General features: G+C 65.1%; 17 protein-coding genes and 1 pseudogene. 2 read left to right on the top strand and 16 right to left on the bottom strand.

What is annotated here, in order from left to right:
- Positions 1-173: 173 nt before the first annotated feature.
- From BLS91_RS20385 to BLS91_RS18095, 15 genes are all read right to left on the bottom strand, one after another.
- A complete protein-coding gene (locus BLS91_RS20385) occupies positions 174-1,028 on the bottom strand; it encodes a hypothetical protein (protein ID WP_194087797.1) in 855 nt (284 codons plus the stop codon).
- A complete protein-coding gene (locus BLS91_RS18160) occupies positions 1,025-2,179 on the bottom strand; it encodes a WxL protein peptidoglycan domain-containing protein (protein WP_092342299.1) in 1,155 nt (384 codons plus the stop codon). Before BLS91_RS18160 ends, BLS91_RS20385 begins: the two co-directional genes overlap by 4 nt.
- Positions 2,180-2,298: 119 nt before the next feature.
- Entirely contained in the window at positions 2,299-3,678 is a 1,380-nt protein-coding gene (locus tag BLS91_RS18155) for a WxL domain-containing protein (RefSeq protein WP_092342297.1), read from the bottom strand.
- Between the two features lie 167 nt (positions 3,679-3,845).
- Entirely contained in the window at positions 3,846-5,012 is a 1,167-nt protein-coding gene (locus tag BLS91_RS18150; RefSeq protein ID WP_134505124.1) for a type 2 periplasmic-binding domain-containing protein, read from the bottom strand.
- Between the two features lie 169 nt (positions 5,013-5,181).
- On the bottom strand, positions 5,182-7,860 hold the full coding sequence (locus BLS91_RS18145) for a hypothetical protein (RefSeq protein WP_092342293.1): 2,679 nt from the start codon (positions 7,858-7,860) through the stop codon (positions 5,182-5,184).
- Positions 7,857-9,536, bottom strand: a complete 1,680-nt coding sequence (locus BLS91_RS18140; RefSeq protein ID WP_092342291.1) for a substrate-binding domain-containing protein — start codon at positions 9,534-9,536, stop codon at positions 7,857-7,859. Before BLS91_RS18140 ends, BLS91_RS18145 begins: the two co-directional genes overlap by 4 nt.
- Positions 9,533-10,813, bottom strand: a complete 1,281-nt coding sequence (gene pstA / locus BLS91_RS18135; RefSeq protein WP_092342289.1) for a phosphate ABC transporter permease PstA — start codon at positions 10,811-10,813, stop codon at positions 9,533-9,535. Before pstA ends, BLS91_RS18140 begins: the two co-directional genes overlap by 4 nt.
- Before the next feature lie 9 nt (positions 10,814-10,822).
- The gene (gene pstC, locus BLS91_RS18130; RefSeq protein ID WP_092342288.1) at positions 10,823-11,851 is read right to left on the bottom strand and encodes a phosphate ABC transporter permease subunit PstC; all 1,029 of its coding nucleotides are present in this window, start codon (positions 11,849-11,851) and stop codon (positions 10,823-10,825) included.
- A gap of 469 nt (positions 11,852-12,320) precedes the next feature.
- Positions 12,321-12,512, bottom strand: coding sequence for a hypothetical protein (locus BLS91_RS18125; RefSeq protein WP_092342286.1), 192 nt, complete (start codon positions 12,510-12,512; stop codon positions 12,321-12,323).
- 35 nt (positions 12,513-12,547) lie between these two features.
- A complete protein-coding gene (locus BLS91_RS18120; RefSeq protein WP_134505122.1) occupies positions 12,548-13,099 on the bottom strand; it encodes an RNA polymerase sigma factor in 552 nt (183 codons plus the stop codon).
- Between the two features lie 914 nt (positions 13,100-14,013).
- Positions 14,014-14,880, bottom strand: a complete 867-nt coding sequence (locus BLS91_RS18115; RefSeq protein ID WP_092342282.1) for an alkaline phosphatase family protein — start codon at positions 14,878-14,880, stop codon at positions 14,014-14,016.
- Positions 14,877-15,983: an ABC transporter ATP-binding protein gene (locus tag BLS91_RS18110; RefSeq protein ID WP_092342280.1), complete on the bottom strand. Its 1,107-nt coding sequence runs from the start codon at positions 15,981-15,983 to the stop codon at positions 14,877-14,879. The genes BLS91_RS18115 and BLS91_RS18110 overlap by 4 nt, the downstream gene beginning before the upstream one ends.
- Positions 15,980-16,801: an ABC transporter permease gene (locus BLS91_RS18105; RefSeq protein ID WP_092342278.1), complete on the bottom strand. Its 822-nt coding sequence runs from the start codon at positions 16,799-16,801 to the stop codon at positions 15,980-15,982. The genes BLS91_RS18110 and BLS91_RS18105 overlap by 4 nt, the downstream gene beginning before the upstream one ends.
- A complete protein-coding gene (locus BLS91_RS18100) occupies positions 16,798-17,760 on the bottom strand; it encodes an ABC transporter permease (protein WP_198412695.1) in 963 nt (320 codons plus the stop codon). The genes BLS91_RS18105 and BLS91_RS18100 overlap by 4 nt, the downstream gene beginning before the upstream one ends.
- Positions 17,744-18,904: an ABC transporter substrate-binding protein gene (locus BLS91_RS18095; RefSeq protein WP_092342276.1), complete on the bottom strand. Its 1,161-nt coding sequence runs from the start codon at positions 18,902-18,904 to the stop codon at positions 17,744-17,746. Before BLS91_RS18095 ends, BLS91_RS18100 begins: the two co-directional genes overlap by 17 nt.
- Positions 18,905-19,066: 162 nt before the next feature.
- On the opposite strand from BLS91_RS18095, the gene BLS91_RS18090 reads away from it, so the two are divergent.
- On the top strand, positions 19,067-19,813 hold the full coding sequence (locus tag BLS91_RS18090) for an HAD family hydrolase (RefSeq protein WP_092342274.1): 747 nt from the start codon (positions 19,067-19,069) through the stop codon (positions 19,811-19,813).
- On the opposite strand, the gene BLS91_RS18085 is transcribed toward BLS91_RS18090, so the two are convergent.
- Positions 19,734-20,648 (bottom strand): GntR family transcriptional regulator, encoded by a 915-nt coding sequence (locus BLS91_RS18085; RefSeq protein ID WP_092342273.1) that lies wholly within the window; start codon positions 20,646-20,648, stop codon positions 19,734-19,736. The two genes, BLS91_RS18090 and BLS91_RS18085, sit on opposite strands and share 80 nt — an antisense overlap.
- A 509-nt stretch (positions 20,649-21,157) precedes the next feature.
- Here BLS91_RS18085 and BLS91_RS18080 point away from each other — a divergent pair.
- A pseudogene (locus tag BLS91_RS18080) lies at positions 21,158-21,469 on the top strand (recombinase family protein); the annotation flags it as partial.
- Positions 21,470-21,722: the final 253 nt, after the last annotated feature.

Raw genomic sequence — 21,722 nt, 5'->3', positions numbered from 1 at the left:
CTTCCGCGGCCCACCGCTAGGCGCGGCGCGGCGCGGCGCAAGCACTCGACTGAACTTCTCGGTGACCGCAAAACGGTTGATGCCGGTCGGTCGCGACGGCGGCCGCGACGGCGCGGCCACGCCCATAGTGTTGGGTGTGCTCGATGGGGCAGGCAGGGCGGTGGACGTCGCCATCAGGCGCTCGTCGTCGTCGCCGAGGGCAGCGCTGGGACCCGCATCACACGAAGCAGGTGCCCGCCAACCAATGCAAGCCCGGCCGTGCCGACAACGCCGCCGGCTCCCCAGACCCACATCGGAAACGTGGCAGCCGAGGCCGCCAGCGCGTCAGAGCCGACCAACACAGTGGTCAGGGCGATCCTTGTGCACCATCCCGTGAACTGCACCGCATGCGTGCCCGGCAGGGCCGCCTCGTCCACGGGAAAAACCGCCTGCACCTGACCCTGCGCGTCGGCGGTGAAGCTGCCGACCAGGGCAGGCTCAGAGAACATGACCAGTTGCACCTGCTCTCCGACGCCAAACCCAGAGGCTGTTGCGGTCACCTTCTGCCCTGGCTCGTAGACCTTTTGATCAACGGTGGCATTTTCACCGGTCCTAGCCGGAACCGTCGGCACGGTCGGCTCGGACGGAGTGCACTCGTCCGCAGCGCCGTCTACGCCTCCGGCGGCAACGGTATCGGCGCCCACGCCGCCTACGCGACCCACAGTGGCGCGAGGCACCGTGGCAACCGGCACGACCGTCGGGTCAGGCGTTGGCGTCGGCGTCGGCGTTGGCGTTGGCGTGGGCGTGGGCGTCGGCGTGGGCGTCGGCGTGGGCGTCGGCGTGGGCGTTGGCGTGGGCGTGGGCGTGGGGATCGTCACCGTGAAGTCGGTGTCCTGACCGTCAGCGGCGAACGCCGCACCGCCGCCCGCAAGCCCAAGACTCGCCGTCACCGCACCGAGCAGCAGAGCTGATGCCACCAGGCGCCCCGCGCTGCGGCGTTTCGGCGGGCGAGCTTCGCCCGGGGTGACAGTTACGGGAACAGCGTTCATCGGGCGGTCTCACTTTCGTGTTCGGGGGCAGATGCCCCGCGGTTGATGCGTTCTTCGGTACGGATCTGCTCGGCGAAAGCCGCAAGCTCAAATCCCAGGAGCTGTCGCGACCGGCGACGCCACCAGAACCAGGTCCCGGTCCCACCACCGAGCACCGCGATGGTCCCGAGCAGAGACCACGGCACCGCCCAGGCGACGGTGGACTCCGTGAGAACGGCAGGCGCAGCATCCTGCGCTGCTGCAACACCGGAGGCCGGAGCGGCAGCGAGGGTGATATCGGCGAACAGCAGCATGAGCGGCGGCACGTCGGCAAAAAGGGCCTCCACATGGGCAACGCCGCCGGGCAGCACATCGGTTACCGGGTCGAGGGTGACGGTGCCGAAATCGGTGCCGAAGGGGCCGGTGAGGTGCACGGCCGGCGTGGCCGTCAGGCGCATGTTGCCAGTATTGGCCACGTCAAATCCGATCCGCCCGGTACCGCCGCCGAAAGGGTTCCAGGAGCCGTCATAGCCCGAGACAAGCCCGGTCAGTGCCAGCTTGGGAAGCAGGGCACCCTCGACCCGCAGATAGATGCGGGTGCCCACTCGCTGCTCAACGCTGACGGCTGACCCGGTGGAATCGACCGCTTCGGACTGGAACGAAGCCACGATGCCCGCGGCGTGATCGCCCGGTGTCGCATCGTGGGGCACAGTCACAGTAAAGGGCACATCGGCGCGACTGCCGGGCTCGAGGGTGATGGTTACGCCCAGACCTGCCGCGCAGGCTCTTTCGGCCGCGTCGTTGGTGTCGGCGCAGACCGCCGCGGCGGAGTCGACGGATGTCCACGCTCCCGCGTCGACAGATGCTTGGTCAGCACCGATCAGGGTGAATGCGGCGGTGTTGTAGTCGGTTGTGGCGTCTGCCGCGTGCACCCGGAAAGTGGCGGGACGGGAGGAGAAGTTGGAGATGGCGACCCAGTCGCTGATGGTGGCGCCCGGGGCGACGGTGTAGTCGAACTCGGTGCGATCATCCGGTCCCTGCGGCGTTGACGGCTGCACGCTCCAGGTCACAGCGTTCTCCCCCTCGGCGAACGCCGCGGTGGGAGAAGCCAGAAGCAGGGCTGCGGCGAGGGCCGCCGTCAGTCGCGCGAGGGCCGAAACACGAGTAGTCATGGAATCTTTCGGTTTGCACAAATCAATAGTGAACGTGTCAGGAGTGAACTGGTCAGGCGCGGCCCCGGTGCCGCATCCTGCCCACCGAAGTCAGCGGGATGCGGCCAAACAGGTGGTGCCTAGATGAGGGTGAGAGTGAGTGTTGCGCTATACGCGCCAGCTGCCGAGTCGGCTGGAGCTTTCAGCGTGATGCCGGCATTGATGGTGGTGTCCGCGGTGCTGACGCCGGCCGCAGCCTGGGCGAGGGGGGTGCTGGCCGACAGTCCGCCGGAGGCTCCGGCGATGACCTCGATGCCGGCCGTGCCGGCATTGGTTGCACCGACCAGGGCCGGCTTCCAGCCGAGGCTGGTCGCTGCGATGGTCTGCGTGGCGTCGGAGGCGTGGATGAAGTTGGTGGAGTTGCCGCTGAGGGTCCATGCGGTGCGGGCCGTGCGGTTGTCAGAGACGGTGACTTGGCCGAGCGATCCGGTGGCCACATACGAGGTGCCGTCGAGGGCGGCCTGGTTGAGGGCCACAGCACCCGGAGTCATCGTGAACTTCAATCCGGTAGCAGACGCCGGGATCGTGACGGTGATGGCGGTGTTCTGCGGCGGTGTCGGCCCGGCGACGGTGGTGACCGTCGTCGTCGCGTTGGCGGCGGAGTCGGTGTATTTCGTGTCGCCCTTCGCCGTGTAGCCAGCCGTGAAGGTATATGTCCGGTCTGCGTCAAGCACCGGTGTTCTCCAGGTGGCCACCCCGGCCGAAACTGCCGCCTCGCCGCTGACCGGTGTGGCCAGCCCGGAGTAGTTGCCGGAGATGGATACAACACCGGTGGCGTCGGTCGCCACACCCGCGCCAGCGGAGACGGTGGCCGTCAAAGTGACCGAGCCGTCAGCGTTGGCGGTGGTTTTTGTGAAAGCGATCGACGGAGTGAGCTTTTCCTCATTCACCGGATTGGCAACTACCGTCCACGATTTCGCTGCGACGTTCACGTCAAGGGTAACGAGGAAGTATTTGGAATCAGCGAACGAGTCGGTCGCGGTTCGAGGCGTGGGATCGCACGTCACGATGAACCGGTTGAGGCCGGTCTGAAACGTGACCTCGTTCCAACCGAAGGCGGCCATGCCGTCAAAGTAGATGTACTCGCCCGGGGTCTCGTTCAGACCATAATAACTACCTGGCGGAGTGCGTACCCGCTCCGCGGCTGGCGATACTGTGCCGTCGGGAGCGATGACGAGGGAGCGTGACGAGCTTCGGTAGCCGACGGGACAATTGGCCAATTCGTTCGAGATCACGTCCGGGCCGTACACAAGCGCAGATGTTTTCGATGCGCCAATATCGCCCGTTCGACTCACAGGATCGAAAACGAGGGGTGCGCCGGCGATCTGCAGCGCCGGGTCGAGGACCACGTCTGCTGCATGGGCTGCCGTCGGCGCGCCCGCAAGGAGCGCGAGCACGATTGTCATGACGATTGACGCGCCGGTCGCTTGTCGACCGGCCGCCGTTCGGGATGCCTTCATTGTTTATCTCTCTGGTTGTAGACGCATTGTGCGGTGGGAAGGCGGTTTCGGATGAATCCCGCTCGAAATCGGGGCGGAAAAGTCTTTCGCAATTGATGGCGCACATCACTGCTCAAAGCTGGGGCGGCCGCTGAAAACGGCCGCCCCAGCCCCGGTGCTACGGGTATCTAGTTAGCGCGGAACGACGCGGTGTCGCCGGCGGTATAGGTCACCCCATCAATAGAGACGCCGCCCGCCAGGCTGCCGAACCCGAAGTCGGTGATGACGAGCGCGGTCGACGGGCCAGGCCGGTTCGTCGTGTATGCCTGAGCGGATGCTCCGCTGAAGGCGGCGGCAAGCTGCGCGTTCGTGGCCAGCTCTGCGTTCTTGACGACGGTGAAGACCGGGCGTGCTATCGGGAACATGGTGTTGAGCGCGACCGGCGCGGTGCCGGTCGTGGGCGCAATTCCACCGATTGTGCCGAGGATTGCGCCATGGCGACGGTCGGTGATGCTCACTCCGGCGTACTGCGACTCGATGGTGGTCTTGTTGTTCTGAGCGACCCACTGGGCGATCGAGAACGGCACTATCGCCGTCGTCGGGAGCGCGGCCAGCACGCTACCGTCGTGCTCCTGCACGCCGCCGCCGGTGTAGGCGTCAGCGACTGCGGAACCAAAACCAGTCGGTGCAAGCTGCGACTGCCAGAAGCTGCGCGTGCCCGATCCCAGTTGGGGGATGAACGGAGTGATCTGAACGCCGGCCGTTCCTTCAGTGCCCACCTTGTAGCTGGTTCCGTTGATGGTCACGTTGGCCCCGTTGTCAGCACTGTAGATCGCCGTCAGCTGGGCCTGGGTAAGGTCGTGCGGAATCGTCGTGTTGCTCGAGTGCACGGCAAAGCTCACCGCGTCGAGGGCCAGCGGAATGTAGGAGTACGTTCCACCATCTACCCACTGGGATGCGGCACTGGACGAGCGGGCAAACTGGAGGTCTGCGTCGCTCAGCGTGACACCGCGCCATGCCGTACCTGTCTTCGCGGCCTTCAGCGCGTTGACACCCTCACTCGAACCGTTCGGTCGTTCAAAGCTCGGGCCGCCGGTGCGTGTGTTGATCAGGTCGTGGATAGCACCGGTAGTGGGGTTCGTCGCGTTATACGAACCTGCGACACGGGTTGTCCCCGAGAACATGGCCGAGGAGAGACCGTTGTTCAGGTCTTGAGTGGTGTCCGATCCCACGCCGCTGAGCGCACGGTAGGTTGGAGCACCGCTGGGATCCGCAAAGGCTGCGGACGAGCCTGTGAATATGGTGGCTACCGCCGCAGCCGCAGCGATGGCGCCAAGGCGCCAGTTCTTCTTCATTTGCATTAGCTCATACCTTCTGATATTGTTCCCCCTTGTATCATTTGCCCTGATGGGCTCGGCCCCTCACCTGCTTTTGCGAGACTGGTGAGGGGCTTCCTCGTTCAGCCGGGAAACGTCAGCGGATCGAGTAGCTGTGGGAGACGCCTGATATCGTCTCGGGTCGAGGTCATACGCTGGCCCGTCTCCTGCGCAGCAAAAACGGTGCCGCGGCGAGGCCGCCGATACCGATCAGCAGGCTGAAGCCGAGCGCGCCCTGCGCGGCCGACGAGGTGAGCTCGGTGTTGGCGGCCGTGAGCTGCACCGGCGTCTGCGTCACCTGAACCTGAGTTAGTGCGGCAGCCTCCGGCGACGCGCCCACGACGGACACACCCGTCGTTCCCGCCACCGGCGCGGGCAGGGCAACGTCGGTCACCGGGTTCGTCGGAAGCGTCGGGGGCGCAACCAGAGCATCGGCGAATCGAATGGTCGCGGCCGTCTGGGCCTTGGTGAGGGGCGCAAAGCCCGGCGGCAGCTGCCCCACCCCGGTTCCAACCGTGTTGCCGTCAGCGGCGGCGTAGCGCAGCAACTTCGCATACTCGGTGCGTGCCGTCGCGTCCAACGAGGTCGAGGCCAGGTTCGCGGCGGCGTTCACCGCAAGGGTGAGCGGATACGCGCCGTCTCTGAGGGTGGCGAGGTCGATCTGGGCGAATCCGGTTTCAGCGTCCACACTCGCGCCGGCCGCCGCACTCTGCATCGATTCGGGGGTCGGCCGGGCGAAGGAACGCGCGCTGGCTACCGTTTTATCGCTGGTCAGTTCGGCTAAGGGCAGTGGCAGGCTCGCCGTGCCCAGGCTAAAGCGCGCCGCCGACGCAGCCGTGGTCGGCCCCATGATGAACTTCTGACTTGCCGCTGAACCCGGCGGCGCGGGGACGAACGCACCGTTACCCAGTGCGCCCACGGGTTTCAGCGGGTCCCAAGTGGACGTAGTCCTGGTGTCGATGCTGAAGATGCGGGATGCGTTCGAGGTGAAGCTGGTGGAATACGGGAACGCGGCGACACTGTCGAGCTGGTTACCTTGAAACCTCTCAACAGCCTGCGCTTTGTCGGGGGTGATCGACTGGTCGGCCTTGAGGAAGGTGTCGATGGGATCGGTCGCAAGATTGAAGGGAAGCCCGCCGCCGACGGCGTTGGCGTGGTCCGCCGGCAGGAAGTAGGGGTTCACGACTCCTCCCCAGGGGTCAGGTTCGCCCGCCAGGAAGGCGCGCGCATCGGCATCGGCCTGGATATACGACCAGAGCGCTTGCACCGCGTCGTCACCCTGCGGCCCGACAACGACGAAGCCCTGCCCATTATTGTTGCTGAACTCGACCGGGTTGCCGAGGGCGGCCCACTCCGGGTCCTCTGGCAGCGTCTTCGCGACGGACAGCTCCCTGGAGAGACTCTGAGTCGAATAAAAGTTCGCGTCAAGAAACGGTTTGTCCCTCCAGTACGACGCGGTGAGCAGTTTGGCGAGCAGCCGGGGCGTCAGCTTCACGTCGGTGTACTGGGTGGTTCCGTCAGCGATGACGAAGCCAAAGACCAGCCCGGTGTTGGCGATGGGTCCGTACTGCACATCGGCCGCCTCAACGAGGGCAGGATCGGTCAGCCCGATACTGGATGCGCTGACGGGGGACGACACCAGGGCCATATCGGCCTGGCCGGTGAGCAACTGCGAGCGGTTCACGTTGCCGGAGTTCGTGCTGAGGCTGTAGGCGGCACCACCGTCGGCAGCGCAGAGCGCCGGCTGCCAGGCACTGATCGCCAGGGTAACCGTGTCACTGCCAACCAGGCGGCGTTCCGCGGCACCGGCCGGACACGACCCGGAAGGGTCCAAGAAGTCCAGGGGGATCACGATCCGGTCGTCGAAGAAAGAACAGTACGGCGTAACCGGCGATCCCACCTGCTGGTCATTTGCGGCGCCGTAGGGCCGGCCGCCGAAGACGGCTGACATGCAATCTGACGCGGGTTTCCCCTCGATCCCGCCGGAGTGTACTCCGCGGGGTACCGCCACAAGCCAACACCGCTGTGCAGCGGCGGATGCCGGGTTGCCGCAGCCGAGGTGGGGCGCCGCTGCCGCCGACTGCACCCCGAAGGCCGTACTGGCATGACCGTCGGTATCGATGGGCAGAAACGGCACCTCGTTTGACGTGTTGGCGTTAAAAAACGTCCCGAGCCCGCTGTAGGTGATCGGTGCATTGTTATATTCCACCGTGTACGGTTCGCTCACCTCACCGCTGACCGAACGAAACGGAAGCGTCCCCTGTCCCTTTTCGATTCGTGCGGCGGTGCGTTCGCCACGGTTGTACGTATCATCGCCGATTATTCTCTGCATAAGATCCTTATTGCCGTTGCCGCCGGTGGACGTACCCCAGCCGCCGTATTGGCAGGTTTCTGCGAAATCGTCGGCGAGCGGGTCGGGGCCCCAACACTGCATGAGTTGCAGGTAGTTGCTCGCACTTCCTTCCCAGCTCTGATTCCGGGTGGGGGCCATGCCCGACGCCGAGACGGTGATGGCGCCGTCGCTGAGGCCGGCGGTCTGCGAGACGGTGATTTGGAGGTTTTTGAAGTCGTCCCAATGGCCGGAGCCGGCGTCGTTGCCCGTTGCGTCGCTGAGCCGCCCGGCATGGTCCACCTGGTACTGCTGTAGATCGGCGCTGTTGCCGCCGGCCCACTTCACCGTCACGGACGAATCATCTTCCACGGCTTGGGCGGATGATGCTGCGTTCACCGACATGACACCCCCGGCAAGCAGGGCTACAGTGACGAGGCTCACCGCCTGCGCGAGGCGCTTGCGGGTCGAAGGGTGCTGAGCTGAAGCGGTAGTCATGAGCGTGTCAGTCCTCTCGATGTGTCTGCAATACCGTCAGCAGGATCGGGCAGCAGGCTCGTGCGACCCCGTTTGCCCAGGATCGGTGGTATCGCCGAGAAGGCGAACAGGCCGCCGCCGAAACCAGCCATGGCCAATGACGGCAGCAGGCTTACCGCTGCCACGGGGATGGACTGCGGGGATGCAGCCACGATGACCGGCGCCGTCTCCGCATCCAGCACCCCCTCGCTGCCGGACGCTTGCTGGCCGTCACCTGCTGCCGGCCCACCACCTGCCCCCGTTTCATCGCCGGCGGCAGTTGCCGCTCCCGGGCCCGTTGCAGCTCCCGCGCCGGTGGGCGTGTCCTTGGCGCCCCCCGTACCGGTGGTGCACTGGGTTGGACCCTGCTTGTCGCAATCGGCCGGGTACGGTGCCTCGTTCGCCAGCTTGTTTGAACCGTCCGGCGAGAAAGTGGGGTTGTTGCAGTCGGTGATGCCCTTGATCACGGGGTTACCGCCCGGCACCTTCTGCAGTTGCTTCTGCCCGGCCTGCACGAGGTTGATCGGCAGCGGCGAGTAGCCGAGCACTTCGGCGCTCTGCTGGCCCTCACAAAGAAAATAGGCGCCGAAATCCGCCAGGGTCAAGCCCTTGTTCTCGGTGAAGCTGCCTCCCAGCGCCGTCGGCAGGATGCTGTACGAGTACGAAGAGAGGGAATACGTGCGCGGGTCGGCAGATGTGTAGACGTTGGTGAGGTCTTGGGTGAGGTACTCGGGTGAGGCGGTGTCTTCGTTGATTTGAGCACTGAGCAGTCCAACGGCAACATTCTGAGCGGTCGGCTCGGTGTAGTAGCCGGCACCGTTGAGCACCTTGGCGACGGGGTAGCCCGAGTTCAGGGCGTAAGAGTACTCGACGAAGGTGATCGCCCCCACGGCATGCGGGAGTGCCACGTAGCCGGCGACACCGTTGGATCCGGATCGGGCGACGAATCCGGAACCGGGAATGACCGGGTAGTTGCTCGTGACGCCGCAATGATCATTCACCAGGGGACGCCCAACCTTCGGGCAGTACGCATCCCACAGGCCCGCATGTTCTTGTCGAAGCCAGATCGACACCTGCGCGGTGGCGCCGGAACCGTCAGAACGCACCACCGGAACGATCGGGATGGAAGGGAGTACGAGGGCGGGATTGTCGACTTTCACCTGGGGGTCGTCCCAACGAGTGATCACGCCGGTGAAGATCTTCGCGATGGTATCGCCCGACAGTCGCAGGTTGGTTACCCGCTTACCACCAATTTCGAGGTTGTACATGAATGCGGTGCCGCCGGCGACGATCGGCATGTACGCGAATTCGCGACTGGGGCGAATATCCGCCTCATTGCTGTTGGCGATGGCGTACGGAATCTCCGAGACGCCGAAGTCGGAGGTGCCGTTCGCGAAATCGTTTCGACCCTGAGTCGAGCCGGACTCGGAGTAGGTGATCTTCCACTGGTAGTTAGCCCACACGTTACGAATCCACGCCTGCAGCGCATTGGCCGACCAGGTGGAGCCTGAGCCTACGATCGGCGAATGCACCGTTCCGACGGCGTAGGCGGGTAGAGCACCGGCGGCTCCAAAGACGCCAGAGGCGATCAGGGCGAGGCCAAGCAACGCGACGGTCACGCGCGCCACACCCCAACGTGGGATTCTCTGCAGGCTCATCGGGGGACCTCCTGGTCGTCGGGAATTGCTGGCAAGTCAAGCCGATCGGGTGTCGTCGGCACGCGCTGGTCGAATCGAACGGCGTCGCGCAGCGAAGCGGCGCGAGCTCGCGCCTGCCCCCCGGGAGAGAGCACGCCTGCTCCCTTTCCGCCGATGATGCGGGCGACGAGGAACAACACAAACACCAGCACCATCAACACCGCCGCGGCACCGAAACCTCGCGCGATCTGCGAGGGCTCGGGCGACTTCACCAGCGTGAAGGTGGCGAAAGGCAAAGACACCATCGGCCCGGAAAATGGGTTGAGGTTGTAATAGGTGGTGTAGCCGGCGGTCAGCAGCACCGGCGAGGTCTCTCCGATGCCGCGGGCAGTGCCGAGGATGATCGCGGTCATCAGGCCGGACTTGCTGGTGGGCAGCACCACGTGCCAGATCGTGCGCCACTGGCTGGTGCCCAGTGCCAGCGACGCTTCCTTCAGCGTGCCGGGCACCAGGCGCAGTACGACGTCGGCCGAGCGGATGATGATCGGCAGGATCATGATCGTGATTGCCAGGCTCGCCGCGAATCCCGATTTGTCGAAGCCGAACAACAGGATGTAGGTGGCGTAGATAAAGAGGCCGCACACGATGGACGGCAGCGCCGTCATCGCCTCAACCACGGTGCGCACGATGCGGGCGAAAGGACTCGGAAACTCAGCGAGGAACACCGCGCAGAGAAGCCCGAGCGGAATCGCGATAGCGAGTGAGATCGAGATCATGATCAGGGTGCCAATGGCCGCATGCGCCATGCCGCCGACGGTCATCGGGTCGAGCGGGCCAGCCAAAGACAGGTCCTGAACCCAGAAGTTCCAATTGAGAAAGGCCTCGGAGCCGCGACCGAGAGTGAAGACGATCACCACGGCAAGCGCCAAAATCAGAACCACCGCGAGGGAATGCATGACCACCGCGGCGACTCGGTCAATCACCGTCACCCGGTTGTCGTCGAAGCTGATCAGCACCACGAAGAACCCGACGAAGAGCAGGTAGGCGATCACGACGAACGTGAGCGGTCCCTCGAAGGGAAAAACCTGAGCAAACAACCAGGCGGTGCCGGCGACGGCTGCGGCCGCTGCGCCAACAACGCGCAACACGTCGTCGCGGCGGATCCGCGCGAGGTTTCGCCGCGTCTCGGGGCGGGTGGGATGGCTGCTGCGACCATCGCGGCCCGGGACCGCCGTGCGGGTGATGCGTCCGGGTCTTTGCGCACGCCGCTGCGTGCGGGGAGTATCAGTGATTGTCATCGGGGTCTCTCAGCTTGCCGCGCCGGAACGGGAACGTTGGATGATGATGCCGGCACCGAAGTTGACCAGCATCGTGATGAGGAACAAGACCAGCCCGGCCGCCATCAGAGCGGACAGCTCAAACGGCGACGCCTCCCCATAGCGCAATGCGATCAGTGAGGAGATCGAGTTGCTGCCGGTCTGCAGAATGTGCGGCTGGATGACGAAGACGGGCGAGATGACAAGGTAGACCGCGATCGTCTCCCCGAGCGCCCGACCGAGGCCGAGCATGGCACCACCGATCATGCCGCCCATACCGAAGGGGTAAACCACCGAGCGGATCATCCCCCACTTGGTCGACCCCAGAGCCAGAGCACCCTCACGCTCGCCGATCGGAGCCTGCGCGAAGACCTCACGCATGATCGACGCGGCTACCGGGGCGACCATCATCGCCACCACTAAGCCAGCCAGGAAGGCGCTGGCGGTGAACACCGTCGGTGTCGCGAGGGGGTCCCCTGGATTGAAGTTGGGAACGTTGAAAATCGGAATCCACCCGAAGTAGGTCGAAATCCATTGGGCGACCGGCAGGATCGCCCCTTCGAGCCAGAACATACCCCAGAGGCCATAAACCACAGAGGGGATTGCGGCCATCAAATCGACGATACCCACCAGCAGCGGCCTCAGCCCCAACGGAGCGTACTCAGAAATATACGTCGCGGTACCGACCGCGAGCGGCAGGGCGACGACGATCGCGATCAGCGCAATCGCCACGGTGCCAAACAGCACAGCGGCAATGCCGAAACGGCCAGAGTTGGGTTCCCAGTCCTGCTCGGTGAGGAACGACGGCCCGGCCGATGCAATCGCTTCCGCGCCCCTGACCGCGAGGAAGAGCCCGACGAGCGTCATGATCGACAGCACCAGCACGCCACCACCGTGCGCCGCGACGCGGAAAACAGTGTCGGACGGGCCACGCACCGTAGAGAGCTGCCGCGGGCTATCGTCTTGGCGACGTGAGCCGTCGGAGACGTCAAGCGCCTCAAGAATGTTGGGGCCGCTCATGCGTCGAAGCCGTGAAGAGGGGGAAGGCCTGCTATCAGTGGAATCTGGCTGTACTCCAGAATCGCGCTGTGCGGCGTGTTCCGCGTGATCATTATCAGTTCCCCCTCGGCACCCGCCGACCGCGATCGGTCGGCGCTCTCGGGGCACGAAATCACGGATCTTTACTGACCGGTTTACGCCCCGCTAGCAAGTATGGCCGCCAGGCTCATGGCCAAATCTGTCTCACGCCGAAGATTTGGGTAACTGTCAACTGCACTTTGGCAGACACCTGATGAACACTTCGGAGGAGGGGTAACGATTGTTTCGCAGCGGACATATAGGGGTGGAATGCGAGTTGCGGATCACGACTCGACCGCGGTCCAAGGCGCAGTATTCACGCCTGCCTGCCTGCCTGCCTGCCGTAGAGCTGAGTGCCACTCAAGCGCGTCGTTGTGGCGATCGGTGATGATGTCGGTGTTGCGCCGGACCGTCAGAGTGCGCTGCGTGCAGGTTGGACGTCGTGCAATACGACACCCACTCGCCCGGTATTTCCCTGAGAAGCGATCACGACCACGACTGCCAGGCCGAGCGAGACGGTCGCGACCACGCCGATGCCGGCCAGGGCACGGCGCGTGCGTCTGCGCTTGTGGTGGTAGACATAGTCCAACACCTGCTTGCGCATCGCCGCGCGGCGTTCAGGCGATAGCCGCGGCTCGTTCACCGTGCGCCGCCCAACGTGCCTTTCAGCCGCGAACGCACCCGGTTCAATCGTTTGCGCACCGAAGGTATCGAGATATCGAGGGCCCGAGACGTCTCCTCGTATGAAGCTCCTTGGCTGATGATGGCGTGGTAAACCTGCTGATCCAAAAACGGCATCGTTGCCACCTCCTTCTCCACTCGGTCCATCAACATTCGCGAGTCCAGTCGTGCATCGAGTAACTCTGCTTCAAGAACATTAGGTCCTTGATCGTCGAAATCCGTGGTGACTGGCCGACGGCTAGCGGAACGCAGTCTGTTGGCGGTCACATTTCGACACGTCTGGAGCAGCCACGGCAAAATTGACCCGTTCACCATTCGAATCTTCGCGAGCTTTCGCCACGCAATCGCAAAAACTTCCTGGGTCACATCTTCAGCGCCGTCTTCACTACCGAGCTCGCGCGCGGCTTGGAGGAACACCGCCTCGACGTAGAGGTCGTAGAGGTCACCGAAAGCCCGCTCGTCACCACGTGAAGCGGCAGCGACGAGACGCTGATCCCCCGTCGCGTCCATCACGGGGACTATACCGCACCTAGAAATCACGGTGGAGATACTCGTTGTGCAAACTGCGACAGAAATGACACAAATGACACAAATGACACAGAGGAAACGGCGTCAAGCCTCGTTCGCAACCGCCGCCTTGCCCGTGCGTGGCGGATAGTCGCTTTTGGTATTGATAGTCCGAGTCGGGCTACTCGCCACGTGCGCGCAACGAACTCGGCCGAGGCGACTCAACCGCGGCCATCGCAACGAGATGGCGTGTCTCCGACGCTAACCATTTCTCCCAATTTTTCAGAGCAATGTATGACATTACTGCGTGTGCATCCTTCGCGATGTCCTACCGCTGAGTGAAGCAACGGATCGTCTCGCCTACCAGACCAAAGAGTTCGGGTAGGTGGCTCCCTGGGTGAGCACGCACACGGGTATCACAGCAAAAAGATGAGTCAAAGCATCCACTCAGCGGGACGCGACCTATATGGCCTCCGGGATCTGTGTGGTACTGCGAAGCAGCATTGAAGAGTTGGAAAGCTCAAGACGACTGTGTCAAACGTGAGGCGTCGGGCGAAACCGCTGCCGCACTCATGTTCGCGCGTGGCAGTAAAACACACGCTTTCGTAACATTCGGGGATCTAATCGATACCTTCACGGCCACGTTTCCCGACATTTTCGGTTGTGGGCGATGGCAGCGATACTCGGACAAGGTGCCAAAGTATGCCACTCGGAACGACCGGTTCGGAGCCCGGGTATCCGGCCGCGAGGTCCTACCGCCGCTCGGTGATGCCATCAGGTGGCTTCGAAGGCGGCCGCAGCTCAATTCTTAGCCGCATGTGCAGGAAACGCAAGGACTCTGCCCGAACGTGAACGGTACCTTGACGGCATCGGCAACCGGGCATTTATCTATAGATCGGTACGGGTGCTCGGGTCGGCTATGCGAGGTGCTCGAGAAGGTACGCGGCGATCTGGTCGGGTCGCATCGACTCGGGCAGGGAGACGCCCTCGGCTGACCAGGCCTCGGCCGGCCGCGGCTCAGCGCCCGTGCTCGTGTCCGTGCCGCCGCCAACCGAGCGCGCGACAGCGAAGAACGAGCTGCGCACCACGTCTTCGCCGCCGCCGTGGCCGCCCTCATCGAGGTGTCCGTGGTCCGTTGTGATGCCGACCAGCCAGTCTTCGTCTTCGCGCGCGGCACGCGTGGCGATGGCATGCAACAGGGTGCCGAGGTGCTCGTCGACTCGGGTCACGGCCACGAGGTATTCCGCCGAAGCCCCACCGTAAACGTGCCCGGCCTCATCGACCTCGCCGAGGTACACGAAACTCGCATCCGGGCCGCCCTGGCTCAGGTACAACCGCGAGATGTCGGCCACCTCGGAGTCGGCGCGCCGATAGCCGTACATTTCGCCGTCGCGCACGATGACCTTGTGGACCCCCGCGTTCTGCTGGTCGAGGCGGGGACTGATCACCGGGCCGGGGCCGGCAGGATCGGCCAGCGGGGGCCATCCGCTCGCCACGTAACTGGTCACCGACTGATCGGCGAAATAGGCGCGACTGAGCAGGTCGGCATTGGCCCGAAGCGTGTGGCCGTGGAAGGTGTTGTCGAACACGTTGTGCTCGGCGTGGGTGGCCCCGGTGAGAATAGACGACCAGCCGGGCCCCGAGATAGTGGGCACATCCATGGTCATCGCGGCCAGGCGACCGCGTTCGATGAACGCGCTGAGGTTCGGCGCCGCCTCGGAGCGCAGGGCCCGGTCGAGGATGAGGCCGTCGATGCCGATCAGGCAGAACTTACGGCGGCTCATGCTGCAACCCGCGCAGCCGGGTCGGCGGCGGCTGCGTCGATCAGGGCATCTTCGGCGTGAACGGTGAGGCGCACCCGATACCCGCGCTCGAACAGCTGGGCTTCACGTGACGGCAGGTCGACCCGAATCGGGTTGGGCAGTCCGGGAAAGACCACGGTCAGGCTCGAGATGGCACCGCGCAGCGTGAGCGCGGTCACGACGCCGGTGCCGATCGCGGTCGCGCCGGCTGGCCCGTCGCTTTCCGGGCGGATGCTGATGTGCTCGGGCCGCACAAGAAGCTCCACGAGGTCACCGGTGCTGTACCCGGCCGTGGCCAAGTCAAGTTGCTGGGCGAGCGCCGATACCTGGCCGGCTCCCGTGACCCGACCGGGAATGCGATTGACCACCCCGATGAACGACGACACGAAGGCGGTCGCGGGCCGGCGGTACACCTCGTGCGGAGTGCCGACCTGCTCGATCCGACCGGCGTGCATCACGGCCACCCGGTCGGCCATGCTCAGCGCCTCCTCCTGGTCGTGCGTGACGAGCACGGTCGTGGTGCCCATTTCATACTGGATGCGTCGAATCTCTTCCCGAAGCTGCACCCGCACCTGCGCGTCCAGCGCCGACAGCGGCTCATCGAGCAGCAGCACGCGCGGTTCGATGGCGATTGCCCGGGCGAGCGCCACCCGCTGCTGCTGGCCGCCGGAGAGTTGCTGCGGATACTTCGCGCCGTGGTCGGCGAGGCCGACCAGCGCGAGCAGCTCGGCCGCCCGGGCCGTCCGGCGGGAGCGGCTGGCGCCCCTCACCCGCAGCCCGTAGGCCACGTTTTCGGCCGCCGTCTGGTGCGGAAACAGCGAGTAGGCCTGAAAGACGATGCCGATGCCGCGCTTGTCGATGCGCCGGTGAGTCACCTCACCGCCGTCGATGTGCACGGTTCCACGATCGGGGCGTTCCAGCCCGGCGATCACCCGCAGAGCGGTGGTCTTACCGCACCCCGACGGGCCAAGCACGGCGAGCAGTTCACCGCCCCGAATCGAGAGGTCGATGTCATTCAACACGCTCTGGCGCGCGTAGCTCTTGCTGATGGAACGAAGGGTGACGTCTGCACTGGTGCCGGTCATGAGGCAGTCCTTAGATCGGGGGAATACGGGAGGGAGGTGCGGCGCCTTGAGAGCCCGCGGCCGGTGAGCGCCGACAGCACCAGCCAGGTGCCCACGATGGTGATCAGCGAGAGACCGGCCGCCGCCCGCGGGCGGTCCTGCCCGATCTGCACCAAGAACACCGGGAACGTCGAGTGCAGCAGCAGGGTGGCAAGTACGTATTCACCCAGCACCATGGTGAACGACAGCAGTGCCGCGGTCAGCAGCGCCGGCCGCAGGTTTGGCAGAATGATGCTGAAGAACGTGCGCACCGGCCCCGACCCGAGGCTCGCACTCGCCGTGCACAAGGTGCGCAGGTCGATGGCGCGAAGCCCCGCATCTAGCGCGCGGTACACGAGCGGCAGCGTGAGAATCACATAGAAGGGCACCAGGCTGTAGACGCTCGTGAGAAAGCCGGGCACGGTAACACGAAATGCCAGGTTGGCGCCGTTGACGAGCGCGACCGCGGGAACCACAAACGGAATCACCGACAGCGCCTCTGCGAGCGGCAGCCAGCGCCGCGCGCGCAGGTGCAGCCAGACGAGCGTGGGAATGAGCAACGCAAACGATGCCACGATGGTGAGCAAGGCGAGCGTCAGGCTCTGCAGTACCTGCGGGGCAAACCCCGAGTCCGCCACGGCATCGCGCATCGGTTCGAGCGAGAACCCCTGCTCCGGCAACGTGAATCCGAACGAAGCGGATGCCACGAGCGGCACCGCAAACAGCAGCCCGGCCGTGACGAGCACGATTTCCTGCACAATGCTGCGAGAGCCCGTGCCGACGCGGCTCGTGCCGCTCACTGCAGCCACCGCGTGGTGCGCCGCACGAGCAGGTGGCGCAGCACCATGGCGAGCGTGATCACGAACATCATTCCGGTCGCCAGGGCGGCGCCGAAACTCTGGTCGGTGAGCACGTTGCCCGAGATGAAGAAGCCGATCAGGATCGGCACCAGGTTAGCGCCACCGCCACTCAGGGCATACGCGGTCGCGTAGGCGCTGAACGAGTTCGCGAAGAGCAGCAGCACGGCGCCTCCAATGGCGGGGGAAAGAATGGGCAGCAGAATGTCGGTCAGGTAGCGCCAACGGCCGGCCCCGAGGCTCAGCGCGGATTCGCCCCATTCCCGGCGGATGCCCATGATGGCCGGCAGCACGAGAATCGCCATCAACGGCACCTGAAAGTAGAGGTAGACCACAACGAGTCCCCAGAACGATGACACCGCGAAGGCCTCGGTGAGGTCCCACCCGGTCGCGTCGAAGACGGCGATCGTGATCAGGCCCTGCGAGCCAATAGCCGCGATGAACGCAAACGCCAACGGAATGCCACCGAGCTGCGACGCGACGACCGAGTACGAGAGCATGATCGAGCGCAGCCAGCGCGGGCGCTGCAGCGTGGCCAGAGCCCAGGCCACGAGCAGTCCGAGCGCGCCGCCGAGAACGGCGGTGCCGGCGGAGAGCGCCATGGTGTTCAGGAACGCGGAGAGATACTGTTGCTCACCGAGTTTGAGCATGGACTCGAGCGACCAGGCACCGGAGTTGTCGTGCAGGCTGGTCCACACGTTGGCCACGATCGGCAGCAGCAGAAACACGCCGATGAAGGCGAAGTAGGGCAGCAGGCCCAGGGCGTCGCGACCCGGCAGTCGCGCCAGCAGCGGCCGCTGGCCACCGGATGCCCCGCCAGCGAATGCCCCTCCCGCCGGCCGCGACATCGCCTCAGTGGCCCGGGCTGCCCCCCGCACGAGCAGGTCACTGGCCTGCGACACGGGCACCCCACTGGTCAACGACGAGCTCAGTCGCCGCGGCGGCCTGGTCAAGCGTGGGGAAGTTGATCTGGGCCAGGGTGTCGGCCGAGGGAAGGGCGTCGCGGGCTTCCTGGGGAAGGGTGCCGGCGGCATCCATCGCGGCGTAGCGGGCGGGCACGGCACCGCTCTTGGCGTAGCTGATCGCGCCCTCGTCGCTGAGCAGCCACTCCACCCACAGGCGGGCGGCGTTCGGCTGCGGGCTGTCGATGGTGATCGGCTGGGCGTAGTAGTTGCCGAACACGCCGTCGCCGGGCACCAGAACCTGCAGGTCTACCGCCGACTGCGTCATCTCAGCCTCGAGGCCGCTGTAGTTATAATTCCAGTCGAAGGTCACGGCCGCCTCGCCGGTCGAGAGTGCGGCAGCGTTCGAGACCGAGTTGACGAGGTATCCGCCCGCCGCGAGATCAGCGAAGTAGTCGATCCCGGGCTGGATGTTGTCGAGGCTGCCGCCGTTGGCCAGCGCCGCAGCAAAAACCGTGGCGAGCGAGGAGGCACCATCGCGCGGGTCACCGATGGTGATCTTGCCCTTGTACTGCGGGTCCTTGAGGTCGGCGAACGAGGCGGGAACGTCGACTTCGTCGGCATTCACGCCGATGCTGAGCACGCCGTAGTACGCGCCGACCCAGTAGCCCTCGGGGTCTTTGAGGCCGTCGGGCACCTCGTCGATCTGGGTGGGCACGTAGATGTCGAGCAGATCCTGGTCGATGGCCGGCTGCGTGAACGAGTAGCCGATGTCGAGCACGTCGGGCTGGGTGGACTGGCCCTTGAGGTTCTTCACGGCGGAGAGTTCCTCGCCGCTAGACGCGTTCGGGCTGGCCACCGCGACCTTCACGCCGTATTTGGCTTCAAAACCCGCGAAAGACTCGCCGTAGTTCGCCCAGGTCTCCGGGTAGGCGATGAGCTGCACCATCCCCTCCTCTTGGGCGAGCGCGATGATTTCCTCGAGGGTTCCCCCGATTTCGCGGGCCTCCGCGGTCGGCGCGGAGCAGCCGGCTAGCAGTGGAAGGGTGACGGCGAGGCCGATGGCCGCCGCTACCGAGCGGATGCCGGCACGGCGTCGCGCAGACGAAGACGGTCGAGACAAACGAGAGAAAAGGGCAGGCATAGTCGCGCTCCAGAAGAAGTGGTGGGTGGGATATTCCCAGCGTTGAGCACCGAGGTGTCTGGCGAATGAACTGTGCGTGTCCGTCCGTTGAATTTGGTCTAGACCGTTTTTTGGGTGTTCCATAGTGGACACCTGACGCACCCAACACAAAGGACGACCGAGATGACAGAACAGCTTGTGACACCGACAGTCGGCTGGAGCATGGCCGAGATGCAGGGGATACTGCTCGATTTCAACGGCACCCTGTCTGACGACGAAGACCTGTTGAGTGACTTGATCCGCGAGCTGGCGCGCGACGAGCTGGGCGTGCAGCTGAGCGCCGACCGATACACCGCTGTGTGCGCGGGCCTCAGCGACCGCGCAATTGTGACGTTGCTCGCCGCTGAGAGCACGCGGCCGCACGCATCCGTCGACGAGTTGCTGACCGAGCTGACTGGGCGATACCAGCGGGAGGCCGCCCGGGTTCAGCTGATCTCTCAACCCGCTCGGGACTTTGTGCGGCAGGCCGCCGGGCTCGGCCTGGCCCTGGCCGTGGTCACCGGGGCGGGCCGGCAGAGCGTGCTGCCCGCCCTGCGGAACGCCGGCCTGCACGAACTGCTGGGCACGGTTGTCGCGGAGGAGGACGTGGCCGCGGGCAAACCGGACCCCGAGGGCTTTCTGCGCGGGGCCGAGCTGCTCGGGCTCAGCGCTCCCCGGCAGATCGTAGTGCTGGAGGATTCACTTCCCGGAATCGCGGCGGCGCGAGCGGCCGGCATGCGGGTGCTCGCGATCGCGGGAACGCACTCGGCGAGCGAGCTGGCATCGCGGTGCGACGGGGTGCTGGAGTCGCTCAGCCCGTCAGCGTTGACCCGCCGCTTCGGTTCGGCTGCGGAGAATGCTGTGGCGCGCTGGTCTGCGACGGCTCGCTAAGGGCATCCGTTACCGAAATGACGCGACCCGAGACGGTGACGCGCAGCGTGTCGGAGCGGAACAGGTCGCGGGAGAACTCCACCGGCGTGCCGTTGCCCGCGATCGACGTGCGGGCGATGCCAAGAATCGGGCTGCCCGGGGCGACATCGAGCATGGCGGCGTCGGACGGGTCGATGATGATCGCGGTCAGTTCCTGTGTGGCGGATACCGGCCCTAGCGCATAGTGCCGGCGCATGATCGAATACATCGACCCTGTGAGGTCGAGGTCGAGCAGACCGGCAAATAGGGCAGTGGGAAAGAACGAGCGTTCGAGTACCACGGCTACGTCGTCGGCGAACCGCACCCGCATCACGTCGAAAACGGTGTCGTCGGGGCCGAGCCGCAGCGCCGCGCGGGTGGTGTCGTCGGGAACCTGCACGGTGGCCGAAATGAGCCGGGAGGATGCCGTCATGGCCGACTGCAGCAGTTGGGTGCGCAGACCGACCAGATTGGAAATATCCACGTCGGAGCGGTGGTTGGCGATCACGGCGCCGCCGCGGCGGCCGAGGGTACGGGTGAGCCAGCCGGCGGACTGCAGGCCTTCGAGGGCCTGTCGCAGGGTCATCCGGCTTACGGCGAGGGCTTCGGCAAGCTGGCGTTCCGGCGGCAGCTTGTCACCGGCGGTCAGGTTGCCCGAGGTCACCAGGTTGCACACCCACTCGGCGATCTGCAGGTGCACGGGCGACGCAGGGTGCCAGCGCGCCCGTCGCTCGCGGGCGAGGGAGAGGATGCATGCCAGCGGTACCGTGGGGAGCAAGGGGTCAGTCCCGGTCCCGCCGAAGTTCAGTGTGCTCATGACTCGGATGTCCTCTGGGTCAGCGTGGCAACGGTCTACCCGAGCTTACTAGGCACCCCTGCGGATGCCCGCGCGGTAGCGTCGCGGAAGGCTGGAACCATGAACAAGCCCACGCGTATTCTCCTCGACGTCTCCGGGGGCGCTGAGACCCAGTGGCAGTCCACACCGACCCACTCGCAAAACTGGTCGCCCGAAAACGTCTAGGTGGACCGGGTCTTCGCCCGCGACTACTGGGCCGTCATCAAGACCGACAGTGGATGGTACAGAGGGACCCCTAACGATCCCCACGAGAGGGCCGCGTCACCCGCACAATGACCAGCCGTCGATCAGCGTCTACGGTATGAATCATGATCCGCCGCCTTGCACGCTCGGGAACTTGGCGATCGGGAACATCTTCCATTCCTACAGCCTGCCCGTCGAGTTGGGTCCTGTCATTACTGCTTCCATAAGGGAGAAATCCTTCCCCGCTCTCTACGACACTATGCGGGACGATCCCGGTGCCCTATACAAGGTTGACAGAGAGGGGCTCCGTTCACGACCCCACCGCCCCAGTTCGCAGGCTCCTCTTCAATGTTCTCGCGATGGTCGCTGAATTCGAGGCCGACCTGATCCGTGCACGCACTCGCGAAGGGATGCAGGTCGCCAAAGCGGCTGGCCGGCTGCGTGGCAAGCAGCCCAAACTGTCCCCGGCGCAGGAAAAGCACTTGGTCGAGGTCCACCAGCGGGGCGAGCACACCACGGCGCAGATCGCGGAACTCTTCAGCGTCGCCAGGTCCACGGCCTACCGAGCAATCCAACGAGCCGGGGACACCGCCGCCTGAATGTGCGTCGTGCAGAGGAGTGCGGAAAAGCTAGTGTTCACACTCGCCTGCACAACCCCGAAGACACCCTGGCCGTTGCAGGCGACTTCGAAAATGACAGATCGCTCTCGGCAGCCTTCATCCGAGCGGGTGTCCCGGTCACCGTCCGGCTTGCGGGTGGGGAGCCGCGGTACCGTCGATGACATGATTACCACCGCTTGACTTCGCCTTCGGCGTTGACGCCGTGCTGATGTGGGCCATCCCCCACGCAACA

Origin of the sequence: Cryobacterium flavum, from assembly GCF_900103805.1 — a bacterium.
GTDB lineage: Bacteria > Actinomycetota > Actinomycetes > Actinomycetales > Microbacteriaceae > Cryobacterium > Cryobacterium flavum.
This window is presented reverse-complemented; position numbering and strand designations above follow the sequence as displayed.